Below are 26,695 nucleotides of genomic sequence, written 5' to 3' on the forward strand. Positions count from 1 at the left end.
CGTCTTCGAAAGGACTCTGCACCGTGGAACCCGGCTCTCCCGTCGACCTGCAGAAGGATCAGCCTCACACCGCCCGGATGTACGACTACTACCTCGGCGGCAAGGATCACTACCGCGCAGACCGGGAGGCAGCCGAAAAAGTCCTGGGCATCTGGCCCGGAGTACGGGCAGCCGCGCGGGAGAACAGGGCCTTCATCCACCGCGTGACACGTTTTCTCGCGAACGAGGGCATTCGTCAATTCCTCGACATCGGCACCGGTATCCCGACCGAGCCGAATCTGCATCAGGTCGCCCAGCAGGTCGCGCCCGACGCGCGAATTGTCTACGCCGACAACGATCCGCTGGTACTCGTACACGCCAGAGCGTTGATGGTCAGCACACCGGAGGGTCGCACCAACTACGTCTCCGCCGACGTCACCAAGCCCGAAACGATCCTGGACGCACCGGGATTGCACGAGACGCTGGACCTGACCCAGCCGGTCGCGCTCAGTCTCAACGCACTGTTTCATTTCGTCCCCGACGAGCAGGATGCCTACGGCATCGTCGACACGCTGATGGACGGGCTCGCGCCCGGCTCGTATCTGGTGATGACGCACGTGACCCCGGACTTCGATCCGGCCGCGATAGGCACCGTGGTCGACATCTACCGCAGCAGCGGCTTACCCTGCCAGGTCCGAACCCGGGACGAGTTCCTGCGGTTCTTCCGGCAGCTGGAGCTGGTCGATCCCGGAGTGCAGGTGCCGCACCGCTGGCGTCCCGACGGCCTCGAGCACCCGAAGAAGGTGGACGCGGAAGTGTCCGCCTACGCCGGCGTCGCGCGCAAGCGATAGCTCGCGCACTACAGCGGCGTCTGGTCCCACCATCTGGCGAGCACCTCGTGCGCGGGGGTGTCCGCCATCATCTCCACCGAACCGGTGTCGTAGGCGTAGAGCAGCGTATTCGCCCGTGCCGGATCGTTTTCGAAGGAGACGAGCATTTCGGCCGTCTCGGTCCGCATGTCCTCGGGCACGATCCAGTTGCGGACGGCGAAGGTCGAGTCGCCCTTGGTGCCGCCGGTGGTGCGGGTCATCGGAGCCGTGGCCAGGGCGGCCTGGACGGCGGCGGGGCTGTCGAAGACCGCGATCGCGTAGCTGAGCGAGGTCTGGCGCGACGTGCACTCCCAGGCGCCGATCCAATTCGCCGCGGCGAGCGGATCGCTGCGCCGGAGCACGCCGGTCATCGGGTCGCTCTGCAGTACCTTGCCGGGTTGACCGGCTTGACTGCGCTGACAGAACACTCGGCCCTGGTAGGCGTCCCCGGCGTTCGAATCCCCTTGCGGCAGTAGCGTCGGGAAGGACTGCTGGATCTCGCTGACCGGATCGGACAGCCGTGTGACCGTCGGTGTCCCACCCCCCGCCCCGGTCGGCGGAGCGGTGGCCTTCGGCCCGGCCGCCCCTTGGTGCGAACCACCGGGGAGTACGAGGAATCCCAGACCGACCACGATCAGCAGCACGACCGCACCGAGCACGCCCCACAGCAGCAGATTGGACGTGTGCCGCGAAACCGGTTGCGGTACAGCGGGAATGGGGGGAAATCCACCGGTCGGCGGCCCCGGGGGCGACGCCGGTGACGCCACCTGATGACCATTCATCGCCTGCGCGCCAGCCGGGATCCCGGCGGGCGGAACTCCTCCGGGCGCGACTCCGACAGGCGGCACTCCAGCGGGAGCCAACGGCACCCCCGGGCGCACGCCGGCAGGCGGCACGGCGACGGGCGGCACCGCGGGAACGGGTGCGGTCAGCGCCTGCTTTGCCGCCGCGGCGAATTCCGCACAACTGGCGAACCGATCGACCGCGCGCTTGGCCATCGCCCGCGCCAGCACCAGATCCATCGCCGGATTCACCCCGGGCCGACGCGCGCTCACCGGCGGCAGCGGCAACTGCAGATGACCGTGGATCAGCTCGTTCGGATCCTCCGAATCGAACGGCCCGGTACCGCTGAGCAGCCAGTACAGCGCACACCCCAGTGCGTACTGGTCCGAGTGGTTGTCCAGCGGTGAGCCGGTCATCTGCTCGGGCGACGCGTAGGCGAGTGTCGCGGTGAACATCCCGGCCTGCGTCAGATGGGTGGAATCCTCGCGCAGCCGGGCGATCCCGAAATCGGTGAGATAGACCCGCTCACCCTTACCGTTGGTGTCGCGGCCGAGCATGATGTTGGCGGGCTTGACATCCCGGTGCAGCACACCATTGCTGTGCGCGTAATCCAGTGCGGCGGCGACACCTTCGATGATCTGCACCGCGCGCGCGGGCGGCAGCGTATGCGGATTCACCGTGGCCGCGTCGACCCCGTCGATGTACTGCATGCTGATCCACAACTGTTCGTCCACGACGCCGCGGTCGTAGACGGCCACGATGTTCGGGTGATCGAGCTGGGCGACGAGATCGGCCTCACGCTCGAAACGCGCGCGAATCTCCGCGTCGGCGAACAGTTCTCGGTTCAGCAGTTTCAGCGCCGTCTGCCGCTGCAATCGCGGATGCCGCGCCAGATACACCGAACCCATGCCGCCCTGGCCGAGCAGTCGCTCGACAGAGAAACCGGCGAACACGTCACCGCTGCGCAACACCTACGACTCCCCTTCCGGCGACGGGCTCATCCCCGCGAGCGCGGGGCGTGCGTTATCCGAGTCGATGCCACGCGCATCCTACTCGACCTGGACTCCGCACTTCCTGCTCGGGAATTCAGCCCGGCGTCACCAGACCCGATTCGTAGGCCAGTACCACCGCCTGTGCGCGGTCACGCAGGTCCAGTTTCGAAAATACCTTCGATACATGCGTTTTCACGGTCTGTTCCGCGACGAACAGGGTCTCGGCGATCTCGTTGTTCGACATTCCGCGCGCGATGAGTTCGAGTACCTCGCGCTCGCGCGGGGTGAGGGCGTTCAGCGCCGGGGACGGAGTGCGACGGGCGCGACGTCGAGTGACGTCGGCGATGAGCCGCCTGGTCACCGTCGGGGCGAGCAGCGCTTGGCCGTCCGCGACGACCCGCACCGCGCGCACCAACTCCTCGGCGGGGGCGTCCTTGAGCAGAAAACCGCTGGCCCCCAGGCTCAATGCCTCGTACACGTAGTCGTCGATATCGAAGGTGGTCAGCATCAGCACCCGCACCGGCGGATCGAATCCGGCGGCGAGGATGGCGCGGGCGGCATCGAGGCCGTTCATCTCCGGCATGCGCACATCCATCAGCACCACGTCGGGGCGCAGGCGTTTGGCCTCGGAGACCGCGACCTGCCCGTTCGCCGCGTCACCGATGACGCTGATATCGGACTGCGCGGTCAGCAGCGCGCCGAATCCCTGCCGAACCATCGCCTGGTCGTCGGCGATCAACACGGTGATGGGCACGGACTTCGCCTCAGACGAATCGAATGATCGACAGCAGGCCCGCGACCAGGCAGTACACCGCGAACGGCAGCATCGTGCGGGTCTTGAAGAACCGTTCCAGGAACCGCACCGCGAACCACGCGGCCAGACCGGCGACGATCGCGCCGACCACCGACTGGCCGATGATGTCGCGTCCCTGCGGACCGGCCAGTTCGGGCAGCTTGAGCACACCCGCGGCCAGAATGACCGGTGTGGCCAGCAGGAAGGCGAACTTGGCGGTGTCCTCGTGGTCGAGTCCGCGCAGCAGACCACCGACCATGGTCAGACCCGAGCGACTGAATCCGGCCAGCAGCGCACCGGACTGAGCAAGGCCGATGCCGAGCGCATCCTTCACGCTCAGGGCCGCCAGACGTTCGTTCGAGACGACATGCTCCTCGGTCAGCACATCGCCGCCGTGGCCCGACGCCCGCTCCTGCTCCTCGGCGAATTTGCGTCCGTAATCCGACAGCGACGGCGCGTTGCGGCGGCGCAGACCCTCGCCGACGATCAGCACGACGCCGTTGAGCATCAGGAAGATACTCGCGTAGATCGGGGTGGCGAACAGTGTGCGCAGCGGATGTTCCAGAGCCAGGCCCAGGATGCCGACCGGAATCGTGGCGATGACGATCAGCCAGGCCAGCCGCTGCGTGGAGGTCTCGATGCGGCGGGTGCGCAGCGTCTGCACGAATCCGATGATGATGTCGCGCCAGTCCCGCCAGTAGTACCCCAGCAGCGCGATTGCCGTCGCGACGTGCAGGGCGACCACGAACGCCAGGTACGGCGTGCCCGACTTGGAATCCCCCTGCGTGACCAGCTCCTGCCAGCTGCCGCCGATCCACGCCGGGACCAGCACCGAATGACCGAGACTGGAGATGGGAAACAACTCGGTGACGCCTTGCAGCGCACCGATCACGATGGCTTGGAAGTAGGTGAGCATCGTGAGCAGTCTCCCATGTGCACCATCGATCTGCCGCACCAGTTCCCGGGTCGCTCGATCGCACCCCCGAACCTGTGCAGAACCGGCGCTGCCACACTCCCCCGGGTGTCGGATGCGGCACGACTTACAGCAGAGCGCGCGGTGTGGTGATGGCGGACGGGGTCGAGGGAAGCCGGGCGCTGACCTCGAATCCACCGTCGGGACGCGGCTGGGCGGTGAGGGTTCCGCCGATGGATTCCGCGCGGGCGCGCATCCCGGCGATCCCGGTTCCGGAGGTGCCGTCGGCCGGGGATTCGCCAGGGGCATTGACGACCCGCAGGTTCACGAAGTGTTCGTCGACGGCCACGCTCGCCTGCACGGCCGCGTGCGGGGCATGGCGCGAGGCGTTGGACAGCGATTCCTGCACGATCCGGTACAACGCCAGACCGACGGTGTCCGGCACGGTGTGCAACGGGCCCTCGACGGTCCAGTCGATCGGGACACCGGCCCGGCGCGCACCCTCGAGCAGCGGGAGAACGTCGGCGGCCGCGGGCTGCGGAGCGTGATCGGGGAGCTGGCCGTCGCTGCGCAGCACACCCAGCATGCTGCGGACCTCGTTGAGCGCATCGCGCGCCGAGGCGCCGATCGACTCGAATTCCGCACGCGCGGCCGGTGATACGTCCGCGATCCGGTAGGGCGCGGTCTGCGCCTGCACCACCACCATCGACATGTGATGCGCGACGACGTCGTGCAGATCGCGGGCGATGCGCGCCTTCTCCTCGAGGACGGTCCGGCGGGCCCGTTCGAGCTCGCTGACCTCCTCCTGTTCGACCAGCGCCCGGCGCGAGAGCACCAGCCAGCGCACCAGCAGACCGAACAGCACCAGCCCCGTCATCGCGATCGGCCAGCCGAAGGCCGAGGAGGCGACCGACGCGTCCGCCCCCGCCATCGTCGTGGCGAACAGCAGCGCCGAGGACACCCAGGCGACCAGCACGATCTGAACGTGCGCGCGCACCGCGACCGCGAACAGCAGCGGGAAGAACACCAGGATGTGCACCACCTGGAACGGCAGGTCGTTCCCCGGCTGATGCGGAATCGCCAGCGCGATCAGCAGTGCCGAACCCGCCGAGATCGCCCATCCCAGAGCGGGATTCACCCGGATCAGCACCAGCGGCAGCGCCGCCAGCCCCGCGATGAACGGTTGCGCCGCCGCGGGCACCTGATGCGTCAGATGCAACGTCGGCCACGCCACCGAGAACATGATCGCGGCAACCACCCCGATGAATACGTCGAACCACAACCGCATCCGTTTCGGGTCCCGCGCCGTTCGCGCCAGCATCCGCATCGTCCGAGCCATACCCATGACCCTAGAAACCCCGTCCACCCGATTCCGTCATACCGGCGGGTGAATTCGCACCCCTACTCCAGTACGAGACGCACCGCCACCTCCCCCACCACGTCCGCTCACGAACAGACCCCCAGCGTGAGGCCCGATTCGCGTCCGAATTCATACGTTCAACCCATGAGCGAGCCCCATGCCGCAACCCCGCAGAATGCCGGCCCCGTTCCGCGCAGCACCCCTGCGGAAACGGTGATCCCGGCCCCTGCCGAAGACCACGAATCAACGCCCGTTCGGCACGAATCCCCCTGCACCCCAGCATCATCGGACTCACCTGACGCGACCCCGACCGACTCACCGGCGGTCCCGCCCACGCACCGGACACCCGGAGCGGAGTCGCCACACGCAGACGAGAACAGCGCCCACGATGTCCCGACGCCGCCGCACGAGTGCACCTCACGACCCGCCAAAAGATCAGGGCGAGCGCAGCACAGCTCGGAATCGATCGCATCCACAAACAAAGAACCAGACGTTTCGCATCGTCCGACGGAAGACGGCGCCACCGACAGCCCTGGAAGGGTACGCGGGCTAACTGACCGAGTACCGCAGTCGAAAGACGGCTCGACATCGTTGAACCAGCCACGAGATGCCGACTGCGAGCACACAGAACCATCGCACCGTCCGAACAAGCACGCCACTACCGGCGACGGCGAACGCGTAGGCGTATCCGCACACCGAGCGCCGCACTCGGAATCGATCGACCGGACGGGGGATGCCGATGACGCAGAGCCATCACATCGCTCGAGTGACCAGGTATCGGGTGCCTGGGTTGCGACCGACTCTCGGAACCGCGCGGGGAGATCGTGGCGGGGGCGGGTGCTGGCGGGGGTCGGCGCGGTCGGTGTGGTTACGGCATTCGTTGTCGCGCAGCCGGTTGCCGGGGCTGCAGTGGGGGCTGCGGGCGGCGAGAATTCCGCGGCTCGGGTGGCGGTAGCGGAGTTGACCGGGCCGCATCCGGGAAATGTGGCGCTGCCGGCGGACTTCGCCGCCGAGCGGGGGTATCGGCCGGTGGTCGCCGATGGGCTGCTGGTGGATCCGGGTGGCGCCTGTTCCTCGCCGGTGCGGTTGCCCGCGGAATTCCGTACCGCGTGCCAGGCACACGACCTCGGATACGACCTGCTGCGTTATGCCGATGACCACGGACAGCCGCTGGGGACGTGGGCGCGGCAGGCGATCGATGCCGTCCTCGAGCAGCGCATGCAGGCCGCCTGCGACGACCGGCACGGCCTGCACCGGACCGGGTGCCGGACCATGGCCACCGTCGCCGGAACCGCCGTGGACCTGAACTCCCGTCGCCAGAACTACGCGACACCCCGCCCCGAGTACCTGTTCGGCATCCGACTCGCGGGCGAACACTTCGGCTACCAGTTCCTCGCCATCGCCGCACCCGCCGCACTGGTGCTCAGCGCTCTCGCACTACTCATCACCGAATCAGTGCGCGGCAGGCGGCGGCGAAACACTGCCTCCTCCGATCGTGCCGAGACAACGCGATGATCCCGGACAGCAGCAAAGCGCGCCATACGGCAGCTCATGGCCTGCCGACCACAGACGACCAGCCCGCACGACCGTCGCTGGCCGACACAAGCGATCACCGATTCAGCAAGCGCACCAGGCACGGCGGTCTATTGCTTCTCGACTGCACACGTCCAGCGAGGAGTTCGGCCCGGATACAGGGGGTTTCGATGAGTTCGCCAACTGCTCACGTTCGGACCGATGGCGAATCCGCAGGGGTTTCCAGGCCGCGGCGTTTTCCGATGCCGCGTCTGAGCACTGCGGTTGCGGTGACGGCAGGGACTGTGGTGTCGCTGGCTCCCGGGCTGCTGCCGCGGACTCCGATCGCGCAGGGGCTGCTCACTGGAGTACTGGTGGCGTTGTTCGTCGGTGTGGCCGCTGGAGTGCGAATGGTTCTGCGGCACAGGCGGTCCGGTATGGAGCAGCGGTGGGTTCGCAGTGCGGTTGTGGCGGGCTGTGCGCTGGTGGTGGCGCTTGCGGGGGTGCGGGCCGAGTCGTGGCAGAACCGGTTGCGGGCGGCCATGGGGTTTCCGGACGTGGGTGTCGGCTACTGGCTCGAATGTGCTGTCGTGGCGCTGATGGTAGCCGTCGCGCTGATCGGGAGCGCTCGGGCGCTGCGGTGGGTGGTTCGGTGGGCAATGCGGGCGCGGAACGTCACGCTGACGATTGTCACCGCGCTGGCGATACAAATCGCGCTGATGCCCGCGATGGCCGATGGACGGCGACCCGCCGACGCGCGCGCCGACGCGCCGACGGATTCCGCGAGTGCGCGGCAGATATCCGAAAGCCTTTCCGGGAGTGGCGAATCAGCGGTCGACTGGTCCTCGCTGGGGACACAGGGTCGCAAATTCATGTCCGCCGACGCCGGACGCTCGGTACGGGTCTATGCCGGTCTCGATTCGACACCCGACCTGAATTCCCGTGTCGCCCTGGCAATCCGCGAACTCGAACGGTCGGGCGGACTGGATCGCTCGAATCTCGTCGTCATGGCCCCGACCGGATCGGGCTGGGTCGACGAGCACGCAGTGACGGGTCTGGCCCGGCGATTCGGCGGCGACGTCGCCCTGGTCGCCCTGCAATACTCGGATGCTCCGAGCTGGGTCGGCTACCTGTTCGGCCGCGACGCCGCCGAACAGTCGCAGCGAGCCCTGTTCACCGCACTCGAACGGCGACTGTCCGACCTGAAACATCCACCGCGCCTGTACATCTACGGCCAGAGCCTGGGCGCGACCGCCGGAAGCTCGGTCTTCACCGACGACGCCGATCAACGTCACCGCGTCTGCGCCGCGCTCTGGGCGGGCCCGCCCGCGGACCGCGTCCACCGCGCCGGTGCACGGATCCTGGCCAACTCCTCCGACCCGGTAGTCCAGTGGTCGCCCGAATTACTCTGGCATGCACCGAATCTCACCGACACCCGCCCGGATGCCCCGCACCCGCCCTGGATCCCCGTCGTCGGCTTCATCCAAACCAGCGTGGACATGCTCACCGCCCTCACCCCCGCCCCTGGTCACGGCCACCGCTACGGCGCCGATCAGGGCACCGCCCTGGGCGCCTGCGGCTGACCGGCTCAACCCGGCGCGAGTGGCGAAACCCCTTGCGGGATCAGGCAATCGGACCGCGCGCCGCCTCGTAGGCCGCACCGACGCGGTACAGGCGGTCATCGGCCATGGCGGGGGCCATGATCTGCAGACCGACCGGCAGATCGTCGTCCGCGCTGAGCCTCGACGGGACCGACATGGCGCAGTGCCCGGCCAGGTTGGTCGGCAGCGTGCACAGGTCGGACAGGTACATCGCGAGCGGATCGTTGACCTTCTCCCCCAGCTTCCAGGGGGTGAACGGGCTGGTCGGCGAGACCAGGACATCGACCTGCTCGTAGGCGCGGTCGAAATCCTGCGCGATCAGGGTGCGCACCTGCAGCGCCTTGCCGTAGTACGCGTCGTAGTATCCGGCGGACAGCGCGTAGGTGCCGATCATGATGCGGCGCTTGACCTCCGGGCCGAATCCGGCCTCGCGGGTGGCGGCCATGACCTGCTCGGCGCTGTGCTGACCGTCGTCGCTGACGCGCAATCCGTACCGCATCGCGTCGAAACGCGCCAGGTTCGAGGAGACCTCACTGGGCAGGATCAGGTAGTAGGCGGCCAGCGCGTGCTCGAAGTTCGGACACGACACCTCCAGCACATCCGCGCCCAGATCCTTCAGCGCGGCGACGGCGGCGTCGAAGGAGGCCAGCACGCCGGGCTGATAGCTGTCCGAATGCAGCTCCTTGACCACGCCGACCTTCAGACCGCTCAGATCCCCCCGCGCGCCTTCGCGAGCCGCGGCCACCACGCCGGGCACCGGCGCGTTGCGGGAGGTCGAATCCTTCGGGTCGTATCCGGCGATGACCTCGTGCAGCAGCGCGGTGTCCAGCACCGTGCGCCCGCACGGACCACCCTGATCCAGCGAGGACGCACACGCGACCAGGCCGTATCGCGACACCGTGCCGTAGGTCGGCTTGGTGCCCACGGTCGCGGTGACCGCGGCGGGCTGGCGGATCGATCCGCCGGTGTCGGTGCCGATGGCCAGCGGAGCCTGATACGAGGCCAGCGCGGCAGCCGAACCGCCGCCCGAACCGCCCGGAATCCGCTCGGTGTCCCACGGGTTGCGGGTCGGACCGTAGGCGGAGTTCTCCGTCGACGAACCCATCGCGAATTCGTCCATGTTGGTCTTGCCGACGATCGGGATGCCCGCGGCGCGCAGCTTGCTCGTCACCGTGGCGTCGTACGGCGACACCCAACCCTCGAGGATCTTCGACCCGCAGGTGGTGGGCATGTCAGTGGTGGTGAACACGTCCTTCAGCGCCAGCGGCACACCGGCCAGGGCCGAGGCCACCTCGCCGCCGGCGATCGCGCGGTCCACCTCGGCCGCGGTCAGCAGCGCCTGCTCACCCGCGACGTGCAGGAAGGCGTTCAGCTCCCCGTCCACCTCGGCGATGCGCTGCAGATGCGCCTCGGTGACCTGCACCGAAGACACCTCGCGGGCGTGGATCTTCTCCGCCAGCTCGGCTGCGGACAACCGGGTCAGATCGGCCTCGCTCATTCGCCCTCCCCCAGAATCTGCGGAACCATGAACCGCTGCTCGTCGACCGCCGGAGCACCCGAGAGCGCCTGGTCGGGCGTCAGGCAATCCACCGGCACATCCGCACGAGTCACATTCGTGGTCGGATTCGGCGCCGCGGTGGCGGGAACATCGGCGGCGACCTCCGAGATCACCTGGACGTGGCTCAGGATCGAATCCAGCTGGCCCGCATACAGGTCGAGCTCTTCGTCGGTCAGAGCGAGCCGGGACAACCGGGCGAGGTGTGCAACCTCGTCGCGGGAGATGGCGGGCACCGCGGGACCCCTTTCGGCAGGTTCGAACGTGGAACAGGTCCGGCATCGAGACGATCGCGCCGGTTGGCACAGATAGCCTAGCGAGTCGGCCTGCAGACCCCACGCACAGGAGGCTGGATCTTCGGCCTACGCTCCGCTACGACCGGGCCGGAGCCCGTCAAACCGACCTTCGGGCGGACATTCGGTTGACCGCTCAACGTCCACTCGGCTTCGGTGGCACGAACGGCCGATGAGGATCACAATGCGAGTGATGTAGGTCACCGCGGATACTTCGAGTCGATTGCCCGGCATTGTGGGTGTAAAGATGACCAGGCTCGGGTACCCGTCCGAAAGTTTCGGTCGCACAGGAAGGAAGGAACGCACGTGTCATTTCTGCTCCGCGTGCAACTTCCGGATCGCCCAGGAAGTCTCGGATCTCTCGCCCTCGCCTTGGGCTCGGTAGGCGCGGACATTCTCTCACTCGACGTAGTCGACCGCGGGGCCGGTTACGCCATCGACGACATCGTCGTCGAGGTCACCCCGGGCGCCCTGCCCGACACGTTGATCACTGCGGCCGAATCGATCGAGGACGTCCGCGTCGATTCCCTGCGCCCGTATTCGGGGGTGCTGGACACCCATCGCGAACTCGAGCTGATCGACCAGGTCGCCGGGGCGCGTGATGATCGACTACAGGTGCTCGTCGACGGCGTGCCTCGGGTGCTGCGCGTCGGCTGGTGCACGGTCCTGGACATGGGTCCGCAGGGCGCGTATCGGCTGGTCGGCAGCCAGAGCGCACCCGAGACCCAGGCGTCCACGGCGCCCTGGATGCCCCTGGAGAAGCCGGTCGGCCTGGACGGCGAGGCCGACTGGGTACCGCAGATCTGGAAGGACATGGACACCAAGCTGGCCGCCGCACCGCTCGGCAACACCGGCAAGGTGCTGATGCTCGGTCGCCCCGGCGGGCCCGAGTTCCGTCCCTCCGAAATCGCCCGGCTGGGTTACCTTTCCGGCATCGTCGCCACTGCCCTGGGCTGAACGCCCGGTCCGGCTCTCGGCGCGATCCACGAAATGCGAAGGGCTACAACGCCAGACGCATGACGGTCAGCTGCAGGCCCGAATCGGTGGCCCAATCCCGTTCGGGCACATGGTCGAAACCGATTCGGTCGTACATCCGGCGGGCGTCGGCCATGCCCGGCATGGTCGTGAGCACCACCGCGTCGAAACCCTCCGCTCGCGCGGTATCGATGACCGCACGCACGAGCGCGGCGCCGATACCGCCGCCGCGGGCCTGCGGATCGACCGCGAGCATCCGGAACTCCAGCTCGCCCGGCCGGGCGATATCGGCGAACGGCGTCCCCGGGCGCGCGATCGTCACCGAGCCGAGCACCGCACCGGCCCGGGAGGCGACCAGCACCAGCGCCGAGCGCACCCGCGTTGCGGTGTCCAAAAGCTCTGCTACATAAGTACTCTCGGCGTGCACATGCCCCTCGCCGACGTAGACGCCGGCGGTCAGCGCGCCGATATCGGCGAACTCCTCCTCACGTGCCGAACGGATCTCGACCTGTTCGGGTGCGAGATCGGCTCGGCTGCGTTCGGGCGTGGTTCCCGCTGGCCGTCCCGGGTTCATTACTCGTCCTCGCTCTCGTCCGCATCCGGCTGCGGCGGTGTCACCGCCTCGGGGCCGCTCTCCAGCAACGTACGGAATCCGTCCTCGTCCAGGATCGGCACCCCGAGTTCCTCGGCCTTGGCCGCCTTGGAACCGGGTGCGTCGCCGATGACGACGAAGGCTGTCTTCTTCGAGACCGATCCGGCCGCCTTACCGCCCCGTACCAGGATCGCTTCCTTGGCCTCATCGCGCGAAAAGCCTTGCAGCGAACCGGTGACCACGATCGACAGGCCCTCGAGATTGCGTTCGATGGAGGTGTCGCGCTCGTCCTGCATGCGCACACCCGCGGCGCGCCATTTCTCGACGATCGCGCGATGCCAGTCGACGGTGAACCATTCGATCAGGGCCGCCGCGATGGTCGGGCCGACGCCGTCGACCGCGGCCAACTCCTCGCCGGCTGCCTGTTCGATCCGTTCCATACTGCCGAGCTCGGCGGCCAGGGCGCGCGCCGCGGTCGGCCCGACGTGCCGGATGGACAGGGCCACCAGCACCCGCCACAGCGGACGGTCCTTGGCCGAATCCAGATTCTGCAGCAGGCGGCGGCCGTTGGCCGAGAGGCTGCCGTTCTTGTTGACGAAAAGCTTTGTACTGAGGAGCTTTTCCTCGGACAGGTCGAACAGGTCGCCCTCGTCGGTGATGACACCGGACTCGAGCAGATCGACCGCGGCCTCGTAGCCCAGCGATTCGATGTCGAACGCACCGCGCCCGGCCATGTGGAACACCCGCTCGCGCAGCTGCGCCGGACAGTGCTGCTGGTTCGGACAGCGGATGTCGGCGTCGCCCTCCTTCTCGGGGGCCAGTTCGGTGCCGCACTCGGGGCAGTGCGTCGGCATCACGAAGGCGCGCTCGGACCCGTCGCGCATATCGACCACCGGCCCGAGCACCTCGGGAATCACGTCACCGGCCTTGCGAATGGTCACCGTATCGCCGATCAGCACGCCCTTGCGCACGACCTCGGCGGCATTGTGCAGGGTGGCCATCGCGACGGTCGAGCCCGCGATGGCCACCGGTTCCATCACCGCGAACGGCGTGACCCGGCCGGTGCGGCCGACATTGACCTGGATGTCGCGGAGTTTTGTGGTGGCCTCCTCCGGCGGATATTTGTAGGCGATCGCCCAGCGCGGGGCACGGGAGGTCGACCCGAGCCTGCGCTGCAACGCGATCTCATCGATCTTGATGACCTGGCCGTCGATCTCGTGCTCGATATCGTGCCGATGCTCGCCCCAGTACGCGATGCGCTCGAGCACCGCATCGGCCCCCTGCACCCGCAGGGTGTGCGCGGACACCGGCAGGCCCCACGCGACCAGCGCCTGATACGCCTCGTACTGCGAGGCCGGGCTGAAACCCGTCATCCGGCCGAAGCCGTGACAGATCATCCGCAGCCGCCGCCGGGAGGTGACCGCCGGATCCTTCTGCCGCAGCGAACCGGCCGCGGTATTGCGCGGATTCGCGTACGGCGCTTTACCTTCCGCGACGATGGCGGCGTTCAGATTCTCGAAGTCCTCGAGCCGGAAGTACACCTCACCGCGCACCTCGAGCAATTCGGGGACCGGGAACTCCGCGGTGGGGGTGAGTTCGGTGGGGATGTCCTCGATGGTGCGGGCGTTGAGCGTGACGTCCTCACCGGTGCGGCCGTCGCCTCTGGTCGCGCCGCGAACCAGCTTGCCGTTCTCGTAGACGAGGTTGAGTGCGACGCCGTCGATCTTCACCTCGCAGACGTAGTGGATGTCCGGACCGGTCTCGGCCTCCACCCGGCTGATCCAGGTGCGCATCTCCTCGGCGTCGAACACGTTGTCCAGCGACAGCATCCGCTCGAGGTGGTCCACCGCGGTGAATTCGGTGGCGAAACCGCCGCCGACCAGCTGCGTCGGCGAATCGGGGGTGCGCAGGTCCGGATGCGTCTCCTCGAGGGCAAGCAGGCGCTGGAACAGCACGTCGAACTCGCCGTCGGAGATGATCGGCGCATCGCGCACGTAGTAGCGGAACTGATGTTCGCGCACCTGCTCGGCCAGCTCCTGCCACTGCAGCCGCTCATCTCCGGTGGCCGCGCTGATCCCGCTACCGGATGCCTCCGATGTCACCGATTCCCTGGTCAGCTCGTTCACGGGTCGAACATTAGCCGAACCCACCGACACCGAGCGTGACCTGCGTCGACCGCGCGTAGCGCGGCATGTCCGACAGTGATCCGAGCCGACCGATGATCGATTCCCTCCGGACATTGTTCCCACTCGAAACCCGTTGCGGGTCTTGTATCTTGACACCATGCCGCCAACGCCCGACGTGGATCCGAATGTGCCGCACATCGCCCGGATGTACGACTACTACCTGGGTGGAAAAGACCACTACCAGGTCGATGCCGAGGCCGCCGAGAAGGTGCTCGAGGCGCTGCCCGCCGTCCGGATCGCCGCCCAGGCGAATCGGGGTTTCATGCATCGCGCAACGCGGTATCTGGCCGCTGAGGCCGGTGTGCGTCAGTTCCTCGACATCGGCACCGGGATCCCGACCGAACCCAACCTCCATCAGATCGCGCAGGAACAGGCGCCCAGCGCACGGGTCGTCTACGCGGACAACGACCCGCTCGTGCTCGCCCACGCGCGCGCCCTCATGAAGGGAACTCCCGAGGGACGCACCAACTACATCCAGGCCGACGCCACCCGCCCGCAGGAGATCCTCGACGCCGCGCGCGCCACTCTGGATTTCACCCAGCCGATCGGGTTGTCGGTGATCGCACTGATGAATTTCGTGCCCGACGCGTACGAGATCATCGACACCCTCACCGCCGCGCTCGCCCCCGGATCGCACCTGGTCATGACGCATCTGACGGCGGATTTCGATCAGGAGGGAGTTGCCGCCACCGCAACGGTGTACCGGGACCGCGGAATGCATTGCCAGCCACGGAACCGCAGCGAGATCGCCCAATTCTTCGACGGCCTCGAACTACTCGAGCCCGGAGTCGTGCCGATCCATCGCTGGCGAGCCCCCGTCGAACCGCCGAAGGCGAGGGACGCGCAGGTTCCCGGTTACGCAGCCGTCGCCCGCAAGCCCTGATTCGCGGCGGGAACACCACCCCCGCCGCGCAGGTTGGAGACCTTATGGAACTCGCCACCGCCCTGGACTTCGCCCGCACCCACAACCGCTCGGTCCTGACGACGATCCGCCGCAACGGCCGCCCCCAGCTGTCGAACGTCACGCACTGGCTCGCCGACGACGGCCTCATCCGCATCTCGATCACCGCCGACCGGGCCAAATACGTCAACCTGCTTCGCGAGCCGTGGGCCGCGCTGCACATCACCCGCGAGGATTTCTGGGCCTACGCGGTGATCGAAGGCGACGTCGAACTCACACCCGTCGCCGCCGACCCCGACGATGCCACGGTCACCGAACTGATCGACTACTACCGCGCCCTGTCCGGCGAACACCCGGACTGGGACGACTACCGCCGCGCCATGGTCGCCGACCGCCGAGTGATCGTGCGGATCACCCCCACCCGCGCCTACGGCATGCTCCCCTGATCGGAATCACCTGCGCCACTGGTTGTTTCGCAAGCCAACCGGCAACCCCGCGCGATGCGTGGCGACCACGCCATCGGCTTGGACCGTCGGCCACCCACGGCAAGCGGATCGACCGCGCACTACCGCGCCGGGGTTTACCAGTTGTACAGGGCACGGGCGCTGACGTCCCGGAACATGCGGACCGACAAGCTGTTCGGGGTGGCCAGGAAGGCGGCACCGAGGTCATGCGCATTCCGCGGCGGGACAGCATGCTCATGGTGCTGATAAATTCCGACAAATGAGCTTCACGACAAGGCTTCTCGGGGGGATCGGCCTTGCGGCGGTCGTTATCGCGACCAGCAGCTGCTCCTCTCCGACCACGGCCACGACGCCTGCGACGACCTCCGCCCCGACAACCTCGGACCCTGCCGAAAATCCGGATTTCGCGCAGCTCGGCGCCGGTCCCTACCGCAGCCGCGGAACGGTGGGGGTCGGCACCGGACCGGTCGCCGTGACCGTGGATCCCGGCCTGCACCAGGCGTACACGGCCAACATGGACCACACCGTCAGCGTCGTCGACACCCGGTCCCGGACGCTCACGGCGACAGTCCCGTTGGGGGACGTCTTCGTGCACAATCCGCGATCGATCGCCGTGGACCCGGCGACGCACCTGGTGTACTTCGCCGACGAGGGCCCGGTCGGTGATGTGTCCGTCATCGACCCGGCCACCAACACCGTGACGGCCCGGATTCCGCTCGGCGACGGCCACAGCGCTGCTGTCACCGTCGATTCCGAGCGCCACACCCTTTACGTCGCGAACACGAACCGTCGCAAGGTCACCGCGATCGATACCCGGACCAGGGCGGTCGTGGCAACGATCGCACTCACCAACGGCCCGACAGCGCTGGCCGTCGACCCGGGCAACCACCAACTGTGGGCCGCCGGAACCGGCACCCTCTCGGTCGTCGACCCGGCCACGTTCGCGGTGAGCACCACGATTCCGGTTTCCGGAGACACCGATGCCATGGCGATCGACCCCGGCACCCATACCGCCTACATCACCCACCTCTTCGGACATTCGGTCTCGTTCGTGGACACCACGACCCATGCGGTCGGCAGCATCTCACTCGGGAACGAAGGGTCGTACGGGGTCGCGATAGATCCCGACACGCACACCGCCCTGCTCACCTCGTTGTCGTTCGAGAGCATCACGATGATCGACACCAGGACACACACCGTGAGCGCATCGCGCGTGACCGAGAAGTCCTCCGCCGGAACCCATTCGAGCTGGGGGATCGCGGTGGACACCACCACGCACGACGTCTACGTGACGTACGGCGAGTACGAGCGGGGCATGGAAGTCCTCACCCGGACGTAATCGCAAGTCCACCATGGGTTTCGAGTGCCGGGGCAGCAAGCGCTCGACCATCCCGCTATCAGAATCCCTCACTGCCGCAGATGTTTTCGAGTTCGGATCTGCACAGCACGCGCGCGCTTTCGATGGCGTCGCGCAGGGCCTGCGGGTCGGTGGTGAGTGATTCGACGATCTCATCTATCGCCGTGAGCCCGGCTCGGGTGAGCAGCGACTTCTCGTTGGTGACCCATTCGGCGCGGGCGGCGAGGATGGCGTGGGCGAAACAGGATGCGGCTACTGCGATCTGACCGGCGCAGGGGGTGAGGCGGCCGTGCGGGGCGTGGTTGGCGGCGGCGTAGTCGAGGGTCATTTCGGCGTGCGCCGCCCAGGTGCGTGGCGCGTTGCGGCGCAAGGCTTCCGGGTAGGCGGGGCGCGGAAGTGAGCCGCACAGGACACGATTGATCGCCAGCTCGGCGACGACCAGATAGGTGGGAATGCCCGCGAGATGGAAGGCCAGCGGCTCGATCCGGAATCTGCCCGACTCGGCCGCGCGCAGTTGGGCATCCACCACGTCCAGGTCGCGGTAGTGCACGTCGACGCGGCGGTCCTCGATGGTCAGCCAGGCACCGCCGTTGAAGACGCCACCGCCCCATTCGCCCAGTTCGCAGACCTGTCCGGGCCATCCCACGGCGGCCAGGTCCGCCGGGGCGAAGGCGCCGCGATAGTAGATCGCCAGATCCCAGTCGCTGTCGGGGCGGGCGGTGCCCTGCGCCCGCGAGCCGCCCAGCGCCACCGCGGTGACGCCCGGCAGCGCGAACAGCGTGTCGGCGGTCGTATTCAGGAATGTCTCGTCATCCACGCGCACCATCCCCTGTCGCGATGAAATTCGTTCGCCGCCTTGCTCGGCGGACCCGCGCCCCTACGCCTGGTCGGGCTGCGGCAGTTCGGGCAGCACCTCGCCGGTTTCCAGCAGAGTCTTGAGATTCGCCAGGATCGCGGGCCAGCCCTCGGTGATGCCCGCGAGCATCGCACTGCCAGGCCCGAACCCATTGTGCACCACGGTCAGCTTCACCTGATCACCCAGCGGCTCGATCTCGAAGCGCACCCGTGAACGCGGCTCCTGCGACAGCTTCTCGAAATCCTCTGCACTGAAACCGAATTCGTCGGCGAATGCCTGATCGACGGTATGCCAGGTGTAGGACAGCAGGCGGTAGGGCTGCGCCTCGAGCACGACCTGCTCGGGGTCCTTGCCGGTCCAGCCGCGCTGCGACCAGGTCATCGGCGAGCCGGGCTGCCAGTCGGTGTCGAAACTCGCACCCCAGTAGCGGCTGGTGAAGGCCGGATCGGTCAGCGCCTGCCACAGCTGACGGTCGGTGGTCTTGATGTAGGTGGTGTAGACGAATTCGTTCGAGTCGGTCATGGTCACGCTCTCCAATGTGGATTTGAGGTCGGCGAGCAGATGCACTCGCCCGCGGTCGTAGCGGTTGATCCAGCGATCGGCGATGGCGTTGATGGGCTCGGCGTTCAGATAATGCAACTTCTCCCGGCCGCGGCGGCGGGTGCTGACCAGATTCGCCGCCTCGAGCACCGCGAGATGTTTGCTGACGGCCTGTCTGGTCATCGCCAGCCCGGCACACAGCTCCCGCAGGGTCTGGCCGTTGTCCGCGTTCAGACTGTCCAGCAATCGGCGGCGGCTGGGATCCGCCAGGGCCTTGAACACCTCGTCCACATCACCATCCTCCATATGCAACCATTTGGATGCATATTCGACAATAGGCATCCAAATGGTTGCCTGTCAATACCGGCCCGGTGTCACCGCCTCGGACAGCGGGCGGCAGGATCACACCCGTGCTGCGCAACTTTCAGGTGACCAATCACAGATCGCTGGCCGAACCGCAGGAACTACGACTGGTCGGTACCCGGGCCGCGTCGCTGCCCGCGCCGGTGACCGCGGTGCACGGCCCGGCTGCCTCCGGTAAGTCGAGCCTGGTGGACGCGTTGGGCCAGATGCGCGACGCGGTGCTGAACTCGGTCACCGGCTGGGATCCGTATGCCGGCCCGGTCCGCGCCCCGCATCTCGGATTCGCCGAGCGCCCTTCGGAATTCGCCGCGACGTTCATCGCCGAGGGCGTCCCCTACACCTACGGCTTCCGGCTGGACAACGCCGACGTCAGCGCCGAATGGCTGCACAGCCACCCGCACAATCGCAAACGCATCGTCTTCGAACGAGACGGCGAGCAGATCCGCATCGGCCCGCAGTTCGAACCGGTGCGCTACGGCATCGGCGCGCTGGTACCGCTGGTGCGCCCGAATGCGCTGCTGCTCAGCCTCGCCGGGCAGATGTACGCCGAGGCGCTGGTCCCGGCCTATCGCTGGTTCTCCGCGCAACTGGACGTGCTGCGCGGCCGGGAGGATCCGGAGACCACCGCCCGGCGCCTGGCCGGTCATCTGTCCCGCTCACCGGAGACCGCCGCCCGGCTGCTGACCCTGCTGCGCTCAGCGGAGCTGGGCATCGAGGATCTGCTCATCGCCGAGCCCGATCCGATGTACGCGGACTACCTGCGCGATCTGGATGCCGAGATCGCCGGTGCGGCAACCCAGCTCGACGCCTGCCTGGCCTCGCCCGCACACGCGGTGCAATTCGAGAACACGCACGGGCTCAGCCCGACGGGCCTGGAACGGGAGTTGAGCAATCTGCGCGCGGCCCGCGACACCCTGTACACCCGGATGGTGAGCCGCCGCGGCGCGGGCCTGGGTCTGGTGCACGAGGGCATCGACACGCCGTTCGACATCGCCGACGAGTCCACCGCGACACTGGCTCTGCTGCGCCTGTTCCCCACCGTGCTGGACGCCCTGGACACCGGCCGCGTCCTTGCCGTGGACGATATCGACACCCACCTGTCCGGCGACACCGCCGACCGGCTCATCCAGCTGTTCCAGAATCCGGAGACCAATTCCCGTGGCGCACAACTGATCTACACCACCAGCAACCGCACCCTGGTCGACCGCGGCAACGGCCGCTCCTCCCGCCGCACCACCGTCTGGCAGCTGCGCCGCACAGCGAGCGGCACCAGCGAACTGACCGCCCACTGACCGGATCGGACCTCGGCAGGCCGTGGTGATCCACCTCGCGCCGGACGTGGCCCGCCGCGAACAACGCCTAGCATGGTGACCATGCTGCTGCAGATCGTGTTCGTTGTGGTGATCGCCGGTGCGCTGGTGGCCATGGTGACGTTGTACCTGCGCGGACGCAGTGGGACGCCGCGGGCGGACGCCGAGTCCGGGACGCTGTACGTCACGGGTGTGAGTCCCCGTCCGGCGGCGCAGGGTGAGCAGTACGTGACGATCACCGGCACCCTCGCCGGTCCGTCGGTGTCCGGGGAGACGGTCTACGGCCGCTACGCCTGGGATGTCAACCAGTGGCCCAGCCCCGGCGACCAGATCCCGGTCAGCTACCCGCCCGGTAAGCCGCAGCACTGGCAGCTCGCGCATCCGGGAGCCCGGCCGCCGCTGGGTTCCTGATCGGCCGGGGCAGCGGGTCGGTCGAACGTCGACGCCACAACTCAGCCGGACATCGGCGCCACACAGCCGAACGTCGGCGCGACGACGCGACGGAACGTCCGCACGACGCTCAGTCGAAGGTCAGCGACTCCGGGTCTTCGGTGAAGGCGCGGGCGGTTTCGGTGGCCAGGGGAAGCGTGCGGCGGGCCCAGGACAGCGGGGCGTTCGCGAGGCCGCAGGCGGGGGTGATCAGGATGCGGTCGGCGAGGGTGCGGCGGCCCACGCCCAGGCGGTCGACCAGACGTACCGCAGGTTCGGCGAACTCGCGCCAGGTGACCGGGGCGGACGGTGGCTGGACCGCGATCAGCCCCAGCGCCAGTTGTTTTCCGGCCTCGAGCAGTTCGCCGATGTCGTCCAGGTCGGCGGTTCGGATCGTGGCGAGGTCGAAACCGATTGCGGCGGCCATACTTCCGCGCAGGAACTCCAGGGCGGGACGGTCCGCGCAGGTGTGCACCAGGACGGGGTGCCGCACGCCGGTGATCACCGAGTCCAGGATGGACAGCGCCTCGGGGGCGGGGACGGCGCGCACCGAATCCAGCATGTCGGTGCCGGGCAGCGATCCCTCCAGCACGGCGGTGCTGGACGGTTCATCCAACTGCACAACGACTTTCGCACCGAGCCGCGCGGCCACCTCCGCCGCGTGCCGGGCCAGGCCCTCGGCGAGCGACTCGGAGAGGTCGCGCACCGCACCGGAATCGGTCAGCACGCGATGTCCGCCGGCCAACTCCAACTGCGCGGCCAACGTCAGCGGTCCCGCCGCCTGCACCTTGACCGTGCGCCCGACCCCCGCCGAACCGGTACCCTCCCAAGCTTCTTCGAGCGCGTCGAGATCGGCCCGCAGCAGATCGCGCGCGCGGCGAGAGACCGCACCGGGGCGCGGGGTGAGCCGATACCCGCGCGTACTCACATCGAAAGGCATATCGACCAGCAGCGCGGACGTGCGCCCGATCATGTCCGAACCCGTTCCGCGGCCGGGCAATTCGACCAGATGAGCCAGATCTCCCAACTCACCGGCTATGGTCGCGGCCGCCTCCCGCGGATCCGTCCCGGGCCACGACCCGACCGCCGTGGCGATGCCGCCACGCAACAACTGCTCGGTCTGCTCAGCGCTCACCGCACATCCCCTCGGTCGACGTCGAACCGGCGCGACCGGCGAATGTCCACGCACGGTATGGGTTCGGTCCGATCGGCTCGAATTCGCACGACGGTGGTCGGGGAATCCCTCACCGACCGGCGTCCGACACCAGACCGGCGGCATCCAGGTCGCTTCGATCCCGGTCGGCGCCGGTGATGGTGCCGCTACCGATGACCTCGTCGCCGAGCGTGTCGGTGCGATACAGCACCACGGCCTGGCCTCGGGCGACGCCGGTCAGCGGCTCCCGCAGCCGGGCCACGAGGCCGTCGCCGACCGCCTCGGCCACCGCGGGCGCGGTGCCGCCGTGCGCGCGGACCTGCGCGATGCACTCGATCGGCCCCTCGGGACGCGCACCGGAAGTCCAGATCGCGCGATCGGCTCGCACCGTCCACACGTCCAACTCGTCCGCGCCGCCGACGCGCACGGTCCCGGATTCGGGATCGATATCGGTGACGTAGCGGGGACGGCCGTCCGCGGCCGGGCCGGGCAGACCCAGACCCTTGCGCTGGCCGATGGTGAAACCGTGCACGCCGTCGTGTTCGGCGAGCCGGTGCCCGTCGGAGTCCACGATCGCACCCGGCCGGATGCCGATCTTCGCGCCCAGGAAGGCACGGGTGTCACCGGACGGGATGAAGCAGATGTCGTGCGAATCGGGCTTGTTCGCCACGGCCAGACCACGTTCGGCGGCCTCGGCGCGGATCTGCGGCTTCGGGGTGTCGCCGACCGGGAACATCGCGCGCGAGAGCTGCTCGGCGGTCAGCACCGCGAGCACGTAGGACTGATCCTTGTCCGCGTCCACCGCGCGACGCAGCACGCCGTCCTCGAGACGGGCGTAGTGGCCGGTGGCCACCGCATCGAACCCCAGCGCGACCGCGCGGTCGGCCAGGGCGGAGAACTTGATCTTCTCGTTGCAGCGCAGGCACGGATTCGGCGTCTCCCCCGCCGCGTAGGCGGCGACGAAGTCGTCGATCACGTCCTCTTTGAACCGATCGGCGAAATCCCAGACGTAGAAAGGGATTCCGAGCACATCGGCGGCGCGGCGGGCATCACCCGCGTCCTCCTTGGAGCAGCAGCCCCGCGATCCGGTACGCAGCGTCCCGGGTGTTGCGGACAGCGCCAGATGCACACCGACCACCTCGTGACCGGCCTCGACCGCGCGGGCGGCCGCGACCGCCGAATCGACGCCGCCGCTCATCGCCGCGAGCACTCTCATCGCGAACCTCCCTGCACACTCGCCAGTCCCGCCGCCCGCGCACGGTCCACCACCGGCGGCAGCACCTCCAGAACTCTGTCGATATCGGCGCGGGTCGAGGTGTGCCCCAACGAGAATCGCAGCGAACCCCGCGCCGCGCGCGCCTGCGCGCCCATCGCCAACAGGACGTGACTGGGCGCGGCCACACCCGCATTGCAGGCCGACCCGGTCGAGCATTCGATCCCCGCCGCGTCCAGCAGCATCAGCAGCGAATCACCCTCGCAGCCGGGAAAGGTGAAGTGCGCGATACCCGGTAGCCGCAGCTCGGCGGGGCCGTTGACCACCACATCGGGCACCGTGGCCCGCACACCGGCGATCAGATCGTCGCGCAGAAGCGTCAGTTCGGCTGTGCGCGAAGGCAATCCCCGCACGGTCTCGCGCAGTGCCGCGGCCATGCCGACCGCGCCGGGCACATCCGAGGTCCCCGAACGCAGATCACGTTCGTGGCCGCCACCGTGCAGCAGCGGCACGCAGCCGACCTGCCGACCCAGCAGCAGCACGCCGACACCGTGCGGCCCGCCGACCTTGTGCGCGGCGAAACTTGCCGCGGCAGCGCCGCTTCCGGCGAAATCGATGGGCAGCTGCGCGGCGGCCTGCACCGCGTCGGTGTGCAGCGGCACGCCGAACTCCTGTGCCACGGCTGCCAATTCGGCAATCGGCTCGATCGTGCCGACCTCGTTGTTGGCCCACATGATCGAGATCAGCGCGACCTCGCCGGCATGCTTGGTCAGAATCTCGCGCAGCGTGCGGGGCGACACCAGTCCCTCGCCGTCGACCTCGAGCAGACTCACCTGAGCGTCCTCGTGCTGTTCGAGCCACTCGACCGCATCCAGCACCGCATGATGTTCGACCGCGCTGACCAGAATTCGGGTGCGCTTCGGGTCGGCGTCACGACGCGCCCAGTAGATCCCCTTGACGGCAAGATTGTCGCTCTCGGTGCCGCCCGAGGTGAAGATCACCTCCGAGGGCCGCGCCCCCAGATCGGCGGCGATCGATTCGCGCGCCTCCTCCAGCTGCCGCCGCGCCACGCGCCCGGACCCGTGCAACGAGGACGCATTGCCCGCCGCCCCCAGGACAACCGTCATCGCCTCGACGGCGGCGGGGAACATGGGTGTTGTGGCCGCGTGGTCGAGGTAGACCGTCTGGGGCACCGCACCGACCGGACCCGGGAAGACCGACTTCATGACCGTGTAAGCCTAACCGACCGTTGACCTGGGCATCCTGGGGGTATCCCTCCTGCTTCTACGAGTTTTCTACGATTTACCCACGATCCGTAACCCGGTGGCCGCCCTCCGGTATTCCCGCCAGGCCGCGGTGCAGCACCTTTCCGAGGGAACGCTCCTGCCCGCCGGCCCCCATAGCGCCGCACCCTGCGCTGCCGGTGCTGCCTCATGCACCTGCGCCCGCGGCACCGGTGCCATATTTCGACTGCAAACCCGAGCGTTTCGGGCAACGCAGGTGCGCACCTGTCGATGTCTCGAATTCAAAGTTCGAAGACGGCCGGGGCGCGAGCGCTGGGCCGGTTCGGGTGTCAGGCTGGGAAGGGGCCGATCGGAGAGGAGTGTGTCATGTCGAAGCCGAAGATCTTGTTCATCGTGAGCGGGGCCACGTACTGGGTGCTCAAGGACGGCACGAGGTACGCGACCGGTTACTGGGCCGAGGAGTTCGCCAACCCCTACAAGATGCTTACCGACGCAGGCTACGAAGTCGTCGTCGCCACTCCAGGCGGCACCACGCCGAACGTCGACATGATGAGCCTGCGCCCTTCGATGGCGGGCGGCGAACAGGCCGCGCTGGACCTGGAGGCGATCATCCGCGACGCGGAGGCTATGCGTCGGCCGCTCGAGTTGTCGGACGTGCGCCTGGAGGACTACGTGGCGGTCTATTTGCCCGGCGGCCACGGCCCCATGGCCGACCTGGCGTTCGACGCCGATGCGGGCCGCCTGCTCACGGCGCAGCTGGAGTCGGGCAACCCGCTGTTCATCGTGTGCCACGCGCCGTCCGCGATGCTGGCCACCAGGATCCACGGCGTCTCGCCCTTCCAGGGCTACAACGTCACCGGCTTCTCCAACGAGGAGGAAGAGGCCGTCGGCCTCGCCTCACGGGCCACGTGGCTGCTGGAGACGGACCTGAAGGAGAAGGTCAAGGTCAACTACAGCCGCGGCCCCATCTGGGAGCCCTACATGGTCGAGGACCGTAACCTCGTCACCGGCCAGAACCCGCACTCCGCCGCGGTTCTGGGAGAGCGGATGCTGGAGATCCTGAAGTAGGAACGTGGACCGCCCAGCGGCCACCCCAGCACAGAACGCCCCGATCCTGACGCAGGATGCGCCAGGTCAGTAGCGCGCGCCGGTGGGGGCCGGGATGGCGTCGAGATCGGCCAGGTCGGCTGCGGACAGTTGGATGTTTGCCGCGCCCGCGTTGTCGGTGAGGTACTTCGGGGTCTTGGTCCCCGGAATCGGCACGACGTGCTGTCCCTGAGCCATCAGCCAGGCCAGCGCCACCTGCGCCGGAGTCACCCCGATGCGCTCGGCTACCCGGCGGACCTTCGCCGCAATGTCCAGGTTGGCGCGCAGGTTGTCCTGCTGGAAGCGGGGCAGACGACGACGCTGGTCGTTCTGCGGCAGTTCATCGAAGGACGTGAAACGACCCGCCAGAAAACCACGGCCCAGCGGCGAGTACGGCAGGAGGCCGATGCCGTGCTCCTGGCAGTACGGCAGGACTTCGGCTCGGACGTCCCGGGTCCACAGGGAGAACTCGGACTGCACGGTCGTGACCGGGTGCACGGCCTGGGCTCGCTGGATCTGCTCCACGTTCACCTCGGACAGGCCGAGGTAGCGAGCCTTGCCGGCGGTGACGGCCTCGGCCAGGGCGCCCCAGGTCTCCTCGATCGGGACCTCGGGGTCGACGCGGTGGAGCTGGTACAGCTCGACGTGGTCTGTGCCCAGTCGGCGCAGGCTTGCGTCGATGGCAGCGCGGACGTGCTCGGGCCGGCCATTGGGGCGTACCAGCGGTGAGCCGCCGGGTCCGCCTGTCGGATCGATCGCTTCCATACCGACCTTGGTGGCGATCACTGCCCGGTCCCGGTGGCCGACCAGGGCCCGGCCCAGGAGTTCCTCGTTGGTGAACGGGCCGTAGACATCGGCTGTGTCGATCAACGTCATCCCCAGTTCGAGGGCCTGGTGGATGACCGAGACAGAGGTGGCCTCGTCACGAGGGGTCGCCATGTCGTAGGCGAAGCTCATCCCCATCGCGCCCAGGCCGATGACGCCGACCTGCGGGCCCTGACTGCCAAGAGTGGTGGTACGCACTTCGTGTTCTGCCTTTCGTGCCGGTGCGAAGGACCGCCGCAGCCGACGAAAGTAATCGACCGTGCAGCTATTCGGACCGTAGGCGGCGGATCCACACTTAGGCCAGGACACGATTCCTTCCTTTGATAGGCCAGACCTCCCAGCGCCCGTCGGTGTGGCATTGCAACCCGTCGGATGCCTGGCGCCATCCTCGAGCGTTCAATCGCTCGCTCCGGTCACCACGAATAGGGTCTCGGCAATCCGAACGTCTTCTCTGCTTGTTGGAATTACGCGGTGCGAGTAAACTCTTCCCATATTGCTCAGTATGTTTCTTTGCGGACACGCTGTGCTTTGTTGCAATGGCGGTGTGGATA

The 26,695-nt window shown here is 68.0% G+C and carries 24 protein-coding genes; 10 read left to right on the forward strand and 14 right to left on the reverse strand.

All coding sequences use genetic code 11. The annotated features are described in order from the left end of the window. Positions 1-23: 23 nt before the first annotated feature. Positions 24-830 (forward strand): SAM-dependent methyltransferase, encoded by an 807-nt coding sequence (locus K7711_RS07770; protein WP_308014527.1) that lies wholly within the window; start codon positions 24-26, stop codon positions 828-830. 8 nt (positions 831-838) lie between these two features. On the opposite strand, the gene K7711_RS07775 is transcribed toward K7711_RS07770, so the two are convergent. The 4 genes from K7711_RS07775 to K7711_RS07790 form a co-directional block, all read right to left on the reverse strand. Next, the gene (locus tag K7711_RS07775; protein WP_222966080.1) at positions 839-2,602 is read right to left on the reverse strand and encodes a serine/threonine-protein kinase; all 1,764 of its coding nucleotides are present in this window, start codon (positions 2,600-2,602) and stop codon (positions 839-841) included. Positions 2,603-2,717: 115 nt separating this feature from the next. Next, on the reverse strand, positions 2,718-3,377 hold the full coding sequence (locus K7711_RS07780) for a response regulator (protein WP_222966082.1): 660 nt from the start codon (positions 3,375-3,377) through the stop codon (positions 2,718-2,720). A 10-nt stretch (positions 3,378-3,387) separates the two neighbouring features. Further along, positions 3,388-4,332 carry an undecaprenyl-diphosphate phosphatase gene (locus K7711_RS07785; protein WP_222966084.1) on the reverse strand — a complete coding sequence of 315 codons (945 nt, stop codon included), beginning with the start codon at positions 4,330-4,332 and terminating at the stop codon, positions 3,388-3,390. Between the two features lie 124 nt (positions 4,333-4,456). After that, the gene (locus K7711_RS07790) at positions 4,457-5,668 is read right to left on the reverse strand and encodes a sensor histidine kinase (RefSeq protein WP_222966086.1); all 1,212 of its coding nucleotides are present in this window, start codon (positions 5,666-5,668) and stop codon (positions 4,457-4,459) included. 858 nt (positions 5,669-6,526) lie between these two features. On the opposite strand from K7711_RS07790, the gene K7711_RS07795 reads away from it, so the two are divergent. Then, positions 6,527-7,204 carry a hypothetical protein gene (locus tag K7711_RS07795; protein WP_222966088.1) on the forward strand — a complete coding sequence of 226 codons (678 nt, stop codon included), beginning with the start codon at positions 6,527-6,529 and terminating at the stop codon, positions 7,202-7,204. Positions 7,205-7,491: 287 nt separating this feature from the next. Continuing rightward, positions 7,492-8,784 carry an alpha/beta-hydrolase family protein gene (locus K7711_RS07800; protein WP_308014528.1) on the forward strand — a complete coding sequence of 431 codons (1,293 nt, stop codon included), beginning with the start codon at positions 7,492-7,494 and terminating at the stop codon, positions 8,782-8,784. Between the two features lie 40 nt (positions 8,785-8,824). On the opposite strand, the gene gatA is transcribed toward K7711_RS07800, so the two are convergent. Beyond that, positions 8,825-10,300, reverse strand: coding sequence for an Asp-tRNA(Asn)/Glu-tRNA(Gln) amidotransferase subunit GatA (gatA, locus tag K7711_RS07805; protein ID WP_222966092.1), 1,476 nt, complete (start codon positions 10,298-10,300; stop codon positions 8,825-8,827). After that, entirely contained in the window at positions 10,297-10,593 is a 297-nt protein-coding gene (gene gatC, locus K7711_RS07810) for an Asp-tRNA(Asn)/Glu-tRNA(Gln) amidotransferase subunit GatC (RefSeq protein WP_222966094.1), read from the reverse strand. Before gatC ends, gatA begins: the two co-directional genes overlap by 4 nt. Positions 10,594-10,956: 363 nt before the next feature. Between gatC and K7711_RS07815 the strand changes: the two genes are divergently transcribed. Then, positions 10,957-11,607, forward strand: coding sequence for an ACT domain-containing protein (locus tag K7711_RS07815; RefSeq protein WP_222966096.1), 651 nt, complete (start codon positions 10,957-10,959; stop codon positions 11,605-11,607). 43 nt (positions 11,608-11,650) lie between these two features. On the opposite strand, the gene K7711_RS07820 is transcribed toward K7711_RS07815, so the two are convergent. Both K7711_RS07820 and ligA read right to left on the reverse strand, forming a co-directional pair. After that, a complete protein-coding gene (locus K7711_RS07820) occupies positions 11,651-12,199 on the reverse strand; it encodes a GNAT family N-acetyltransferase (RefSeq protein ID WP_222966098.1) in 549 nt (182 codons plus the stop codon). Then, positions 12,199-14,292, reverse strand: a complete 2,094-nt coding sequence (gene ligA, locus K7711_RS07825) for an NAD-dependent DNA ligase LigA (protein WP_222966830.1) — start codon at positions 14,290-14,292, stop codon at positions 12,199-12,201. The genes K7711_RS07820 and ligA overlap by 1 nt, the downstream gene beginning before the upstream one ends. A 208-nt stretch (positions 14,293-14,500) precedes the next feature. Here ligA and K7711_RS07830 point away from each other — a divergent pair, with 208 nt between their 5' ends. The 3 genes from K7711_RS07830 (at position 14,501) to K7711_RS07840 (ending at position 17,107) form a co-directional block, all read left to right on the forward strand. Further along, a complete protein-coding gene (locus K7711_RS07830; protein ID WP_222966100.1) occupies positions 14,501-15,286 on the forward strand; it encodes an SAM-dependent methyltransferase in 786 nt (261 codons plus the stop codon). Between the two features lie 44 nt (positions 15,287-15,330). Further along, the gene (locus K7711_RS07835; protein WP_222966102.1) at positions 15,331-15,750 is read left to right on the forward strand and encodes a PPOX class F420-dependent oxidoreductase; all 420 of its coding nucleotides are present in this window, start codon (positions 15,331-15,333) and stop codon (positions 15,748-15,750) included. Positions 15,751-16,027: 277 nt separating this feature from the next. Continuing rightward, on the forward strand, positions 16,028-17,107 hold the full coding sequence (locus K7711_RS07840) for a YncE family protein (protein WP_222966104.1): 1,080 nt from the start codon (positions 16,028-16,030) through the stop codon (positions 17,105-17,107). Between the two features lie 58 nt (positions 17,108-17,165). Here the strand turns inward: K7711_RS07840 and K7711_RS07845 are convergent, their stop codons facing one another. Both K7711_RS07845 and K7711_RS07850 read right to left on the reverse strand, forming a co-directional pair. Beyond that, the gene (locus tag K7711_RS07845; protein ID WP_372460119.1) at positions 17,166-17,948 is read right to left on the reverse strand and encodes a nucleotidyltransferase domain-containing protein; all 783 of its coding nucleotides are present in this window, start codon (positions 17,946-17,948) and stop codon (positions 17,166-17,168) included. Between the two features lie 54 nt (positions 17,949-18,002). Then, positions 18,003-18,812, reverse strand: coding sequence for an ArsR/SmtB family transcription factor (locus K7711_RS07850; RefSeq protein ID WP_222966108.1), 810 nt, complete (start codon positions 18,810-18,812; stop codon positions 18,003-18,005). Between the two features lie 119 nt (positions 18,813-18,931). Between K7711_RS07850 and K7711_RS07855 the strand changes: the two genes are divergently transcribed. Further along, positions 18,932-20,176 (forward strand): AAA family ATPase, encoded by a 1,245-nt coding sequence (locus K7711_RS07855; protein WP_222966110.1) that lies wholly within the window; start codon positions 18,932-18,934, stop codon positions 20,174-20,176. An 81-nt stretch (positions 20,177-20,257) separates the two neighbouring features. Continuing rightward, entirely contained in the window at positions 20,258-20,605 is a 348-nt protein-coding gene (locus K7711_RS07860; protein ID WP_222966112.1) for a hypothetical protein, read from the forward strand. A 109-nt stretch (positions 20,606-20,714) separates the two neighbouring features. Here K7711_RS07860 and K7711_RS07865 read toward each other — a convergent pair whose 3' ends face one another. The 3 genes from K7711_RS07865 to K7711_RS07875 all read right to left on the reverse strand — a co-directional run bounded on the left by K7711_RS07865 (position 20,715) and on the right by K7711_RS07875 (position 24,215). Further along, the gene (locus K7711_RS07865; RefSeq protein WP_308014532.1) at positions 20,715-21,758 is read right to left on the reverse strand and encodes a methionine synthase; all 1,044 of its coding nucleotides are present in this window, start codon (positions 21,756-21,758) and stop codon (positions 20,715-20,717) included. 109 nt (positions 21,759-21,867) lie between these two features. Further along, on the reverse strand, positions 21,868-22,992 hold the full coding sequence (mnmA, locus tag K7711_RS07870) for a tRNA 2-thiouridine(34) synthase MnmA (protein ID WP_222966116.1): 1,125 nt from the start codon (positions 22,990-22,992) through the stop codon (positions 21,868-21,870). After that, complete coding sequence (locus tag K7711_RS07875) at positions 22,989-24,215, reverse strand: cysteine desulfurase family protein (protein ID WP_222966118.1); 1,227 nt, start codon at positions 24,213-24,215, stop codon at positions 22,989-22,991. The genes mnmA and K7711_RS07875 overlap by 4 nt, the downstream gene beginning before the upstream one ends. A gap of 384 nt (positions 24,216-24,599) precedes the next feature. On the opposite strand from K7711_RS07875, the gene K7711_RS07880 reads away from it, so the two are divergent. Continuing rightward, positions 24,600-25,301: a type 1 glutamine amidotransferase domain-containing protein gene (locus K7711_RS07880; protein ID WP_222966119.1), complete on the forward strand. Its 702-nt coding sequence runs from the start codon at positions 24,600-24,602 to the stop codon at positions 25,299-25,301. 66 nt (positions 25,302-25,367) lie between these two features. Here K7711_RS07880 and K7711_RS07885 read toward each other — a convergent pair whose 3' ends face one another. Next, positions 25,368-26,342 carry an aldo/keto reductase gene (locus tag K7711_RS07885; RefSeq protein WP_308014533.1) on the reverse strand — a complete coding sequence of 325 codons (975 nt, stop codon included), beginning with the start codon at positions 26,340-26,342 and terminating at the stop codon, positions 25,368-25,370. Positions 26,343-26,695: the final 353 nt, after the last annotated feature.

This window comes from Nocardia coffeae (assembly GCF_019890715.1).
Classification (GTDB): domain Bacteria; phylum Actinomycetota; class Actinomycetes; order Mycobacteriales; family Mycobacteriaceae; genus Nocardia; species Nocardia jiangxiensis.

What these genes read in the sequence shown, in the direction of transcription:
- K7711_RS07860 (WP_222966112.1), top strand. Translation starts at nt 20,258, where the DNA reads ATGCTGCTGCAGATCGTGTTCGTTGTGGTGATCGCCGGTGCGCTGGTG.
- K7711_RS07820 (WP_222966098.1), bottom strand. Translation starts at nt 12,199, where the DNA reads ATGAACCCGGGACGGCCAGCGGGAACCACGCCCGAACGCAGCCGAGCC.
- K7711_RS07840 (WP_222966104.1), top strand. Translation starts at nt 16,028, where the DNA reads ATGAGCTTCACGACAAGGCTTCTCGGGGGGATCGGCCTTGCGGCGGTC.
- K7711_RS07830 (WP_222966100.1), top strand. Translation starts at nt 14,501, where the DNA reads ATGCCGCCAACGCCCGACGTGGATCCGAATGTGCCGCACATCGCCCGG.
- K7711_RS07880 (WP_222966119.1), top strand. Translation starts at nt 24,600, where the DNA reads ATGTCGAAGCCGAAGATCTTGTTCATCGTGAGCGGGGCCACGTACTGG.
- gatA (WP_222966092.1), bottom strand. Translation starts at nt 10,300, where the DNA reads ATGAGCGAGGCCGATCTGACCCGGTTGTCCGCAGCCGAGCTGGCGGAG.
- K7711_RS07875 (WP_222966118.1), bottom strand. Translation starts at nt 24,215, where the DNA reads ATGAAGTCGGTCTTCCCGGGTCCGGTCGGTGCGGTGCCCCAGACGGTC.
- mnmA (WP_222966116.1), bottom strand. Translation starts at nt 22,992, where the DNA reads ATGAGAGTGCTCGCGGCGATGAGCGGCGGCGTCGATTCGGCGGTCGCG.
- K7711_RS07785 (WP_222966084.1), bottom strand. Translation starts at nt 4,332, where the DNA reads ATGCTCACCTACTTCCAAGCCATCGTGATCGGTGCGCTGCAAGGCGTC.
- K7711_RS07835 (WP_222966102.1), top strand. Translation starts at nt 15,331, where the DNA reads ATGGAACTCGCCACCGCCCTGGACTTCGCCCGCACCCACAACCGCTCG.
- K7711_RS07790 (WP_222966086.1), bottom strand. Translation starts at nt 5,668, where the DNA reads ATGGCTCGGACGATGCGGATGCTGGCGCGAACGGCGCGGGACCCGAAA.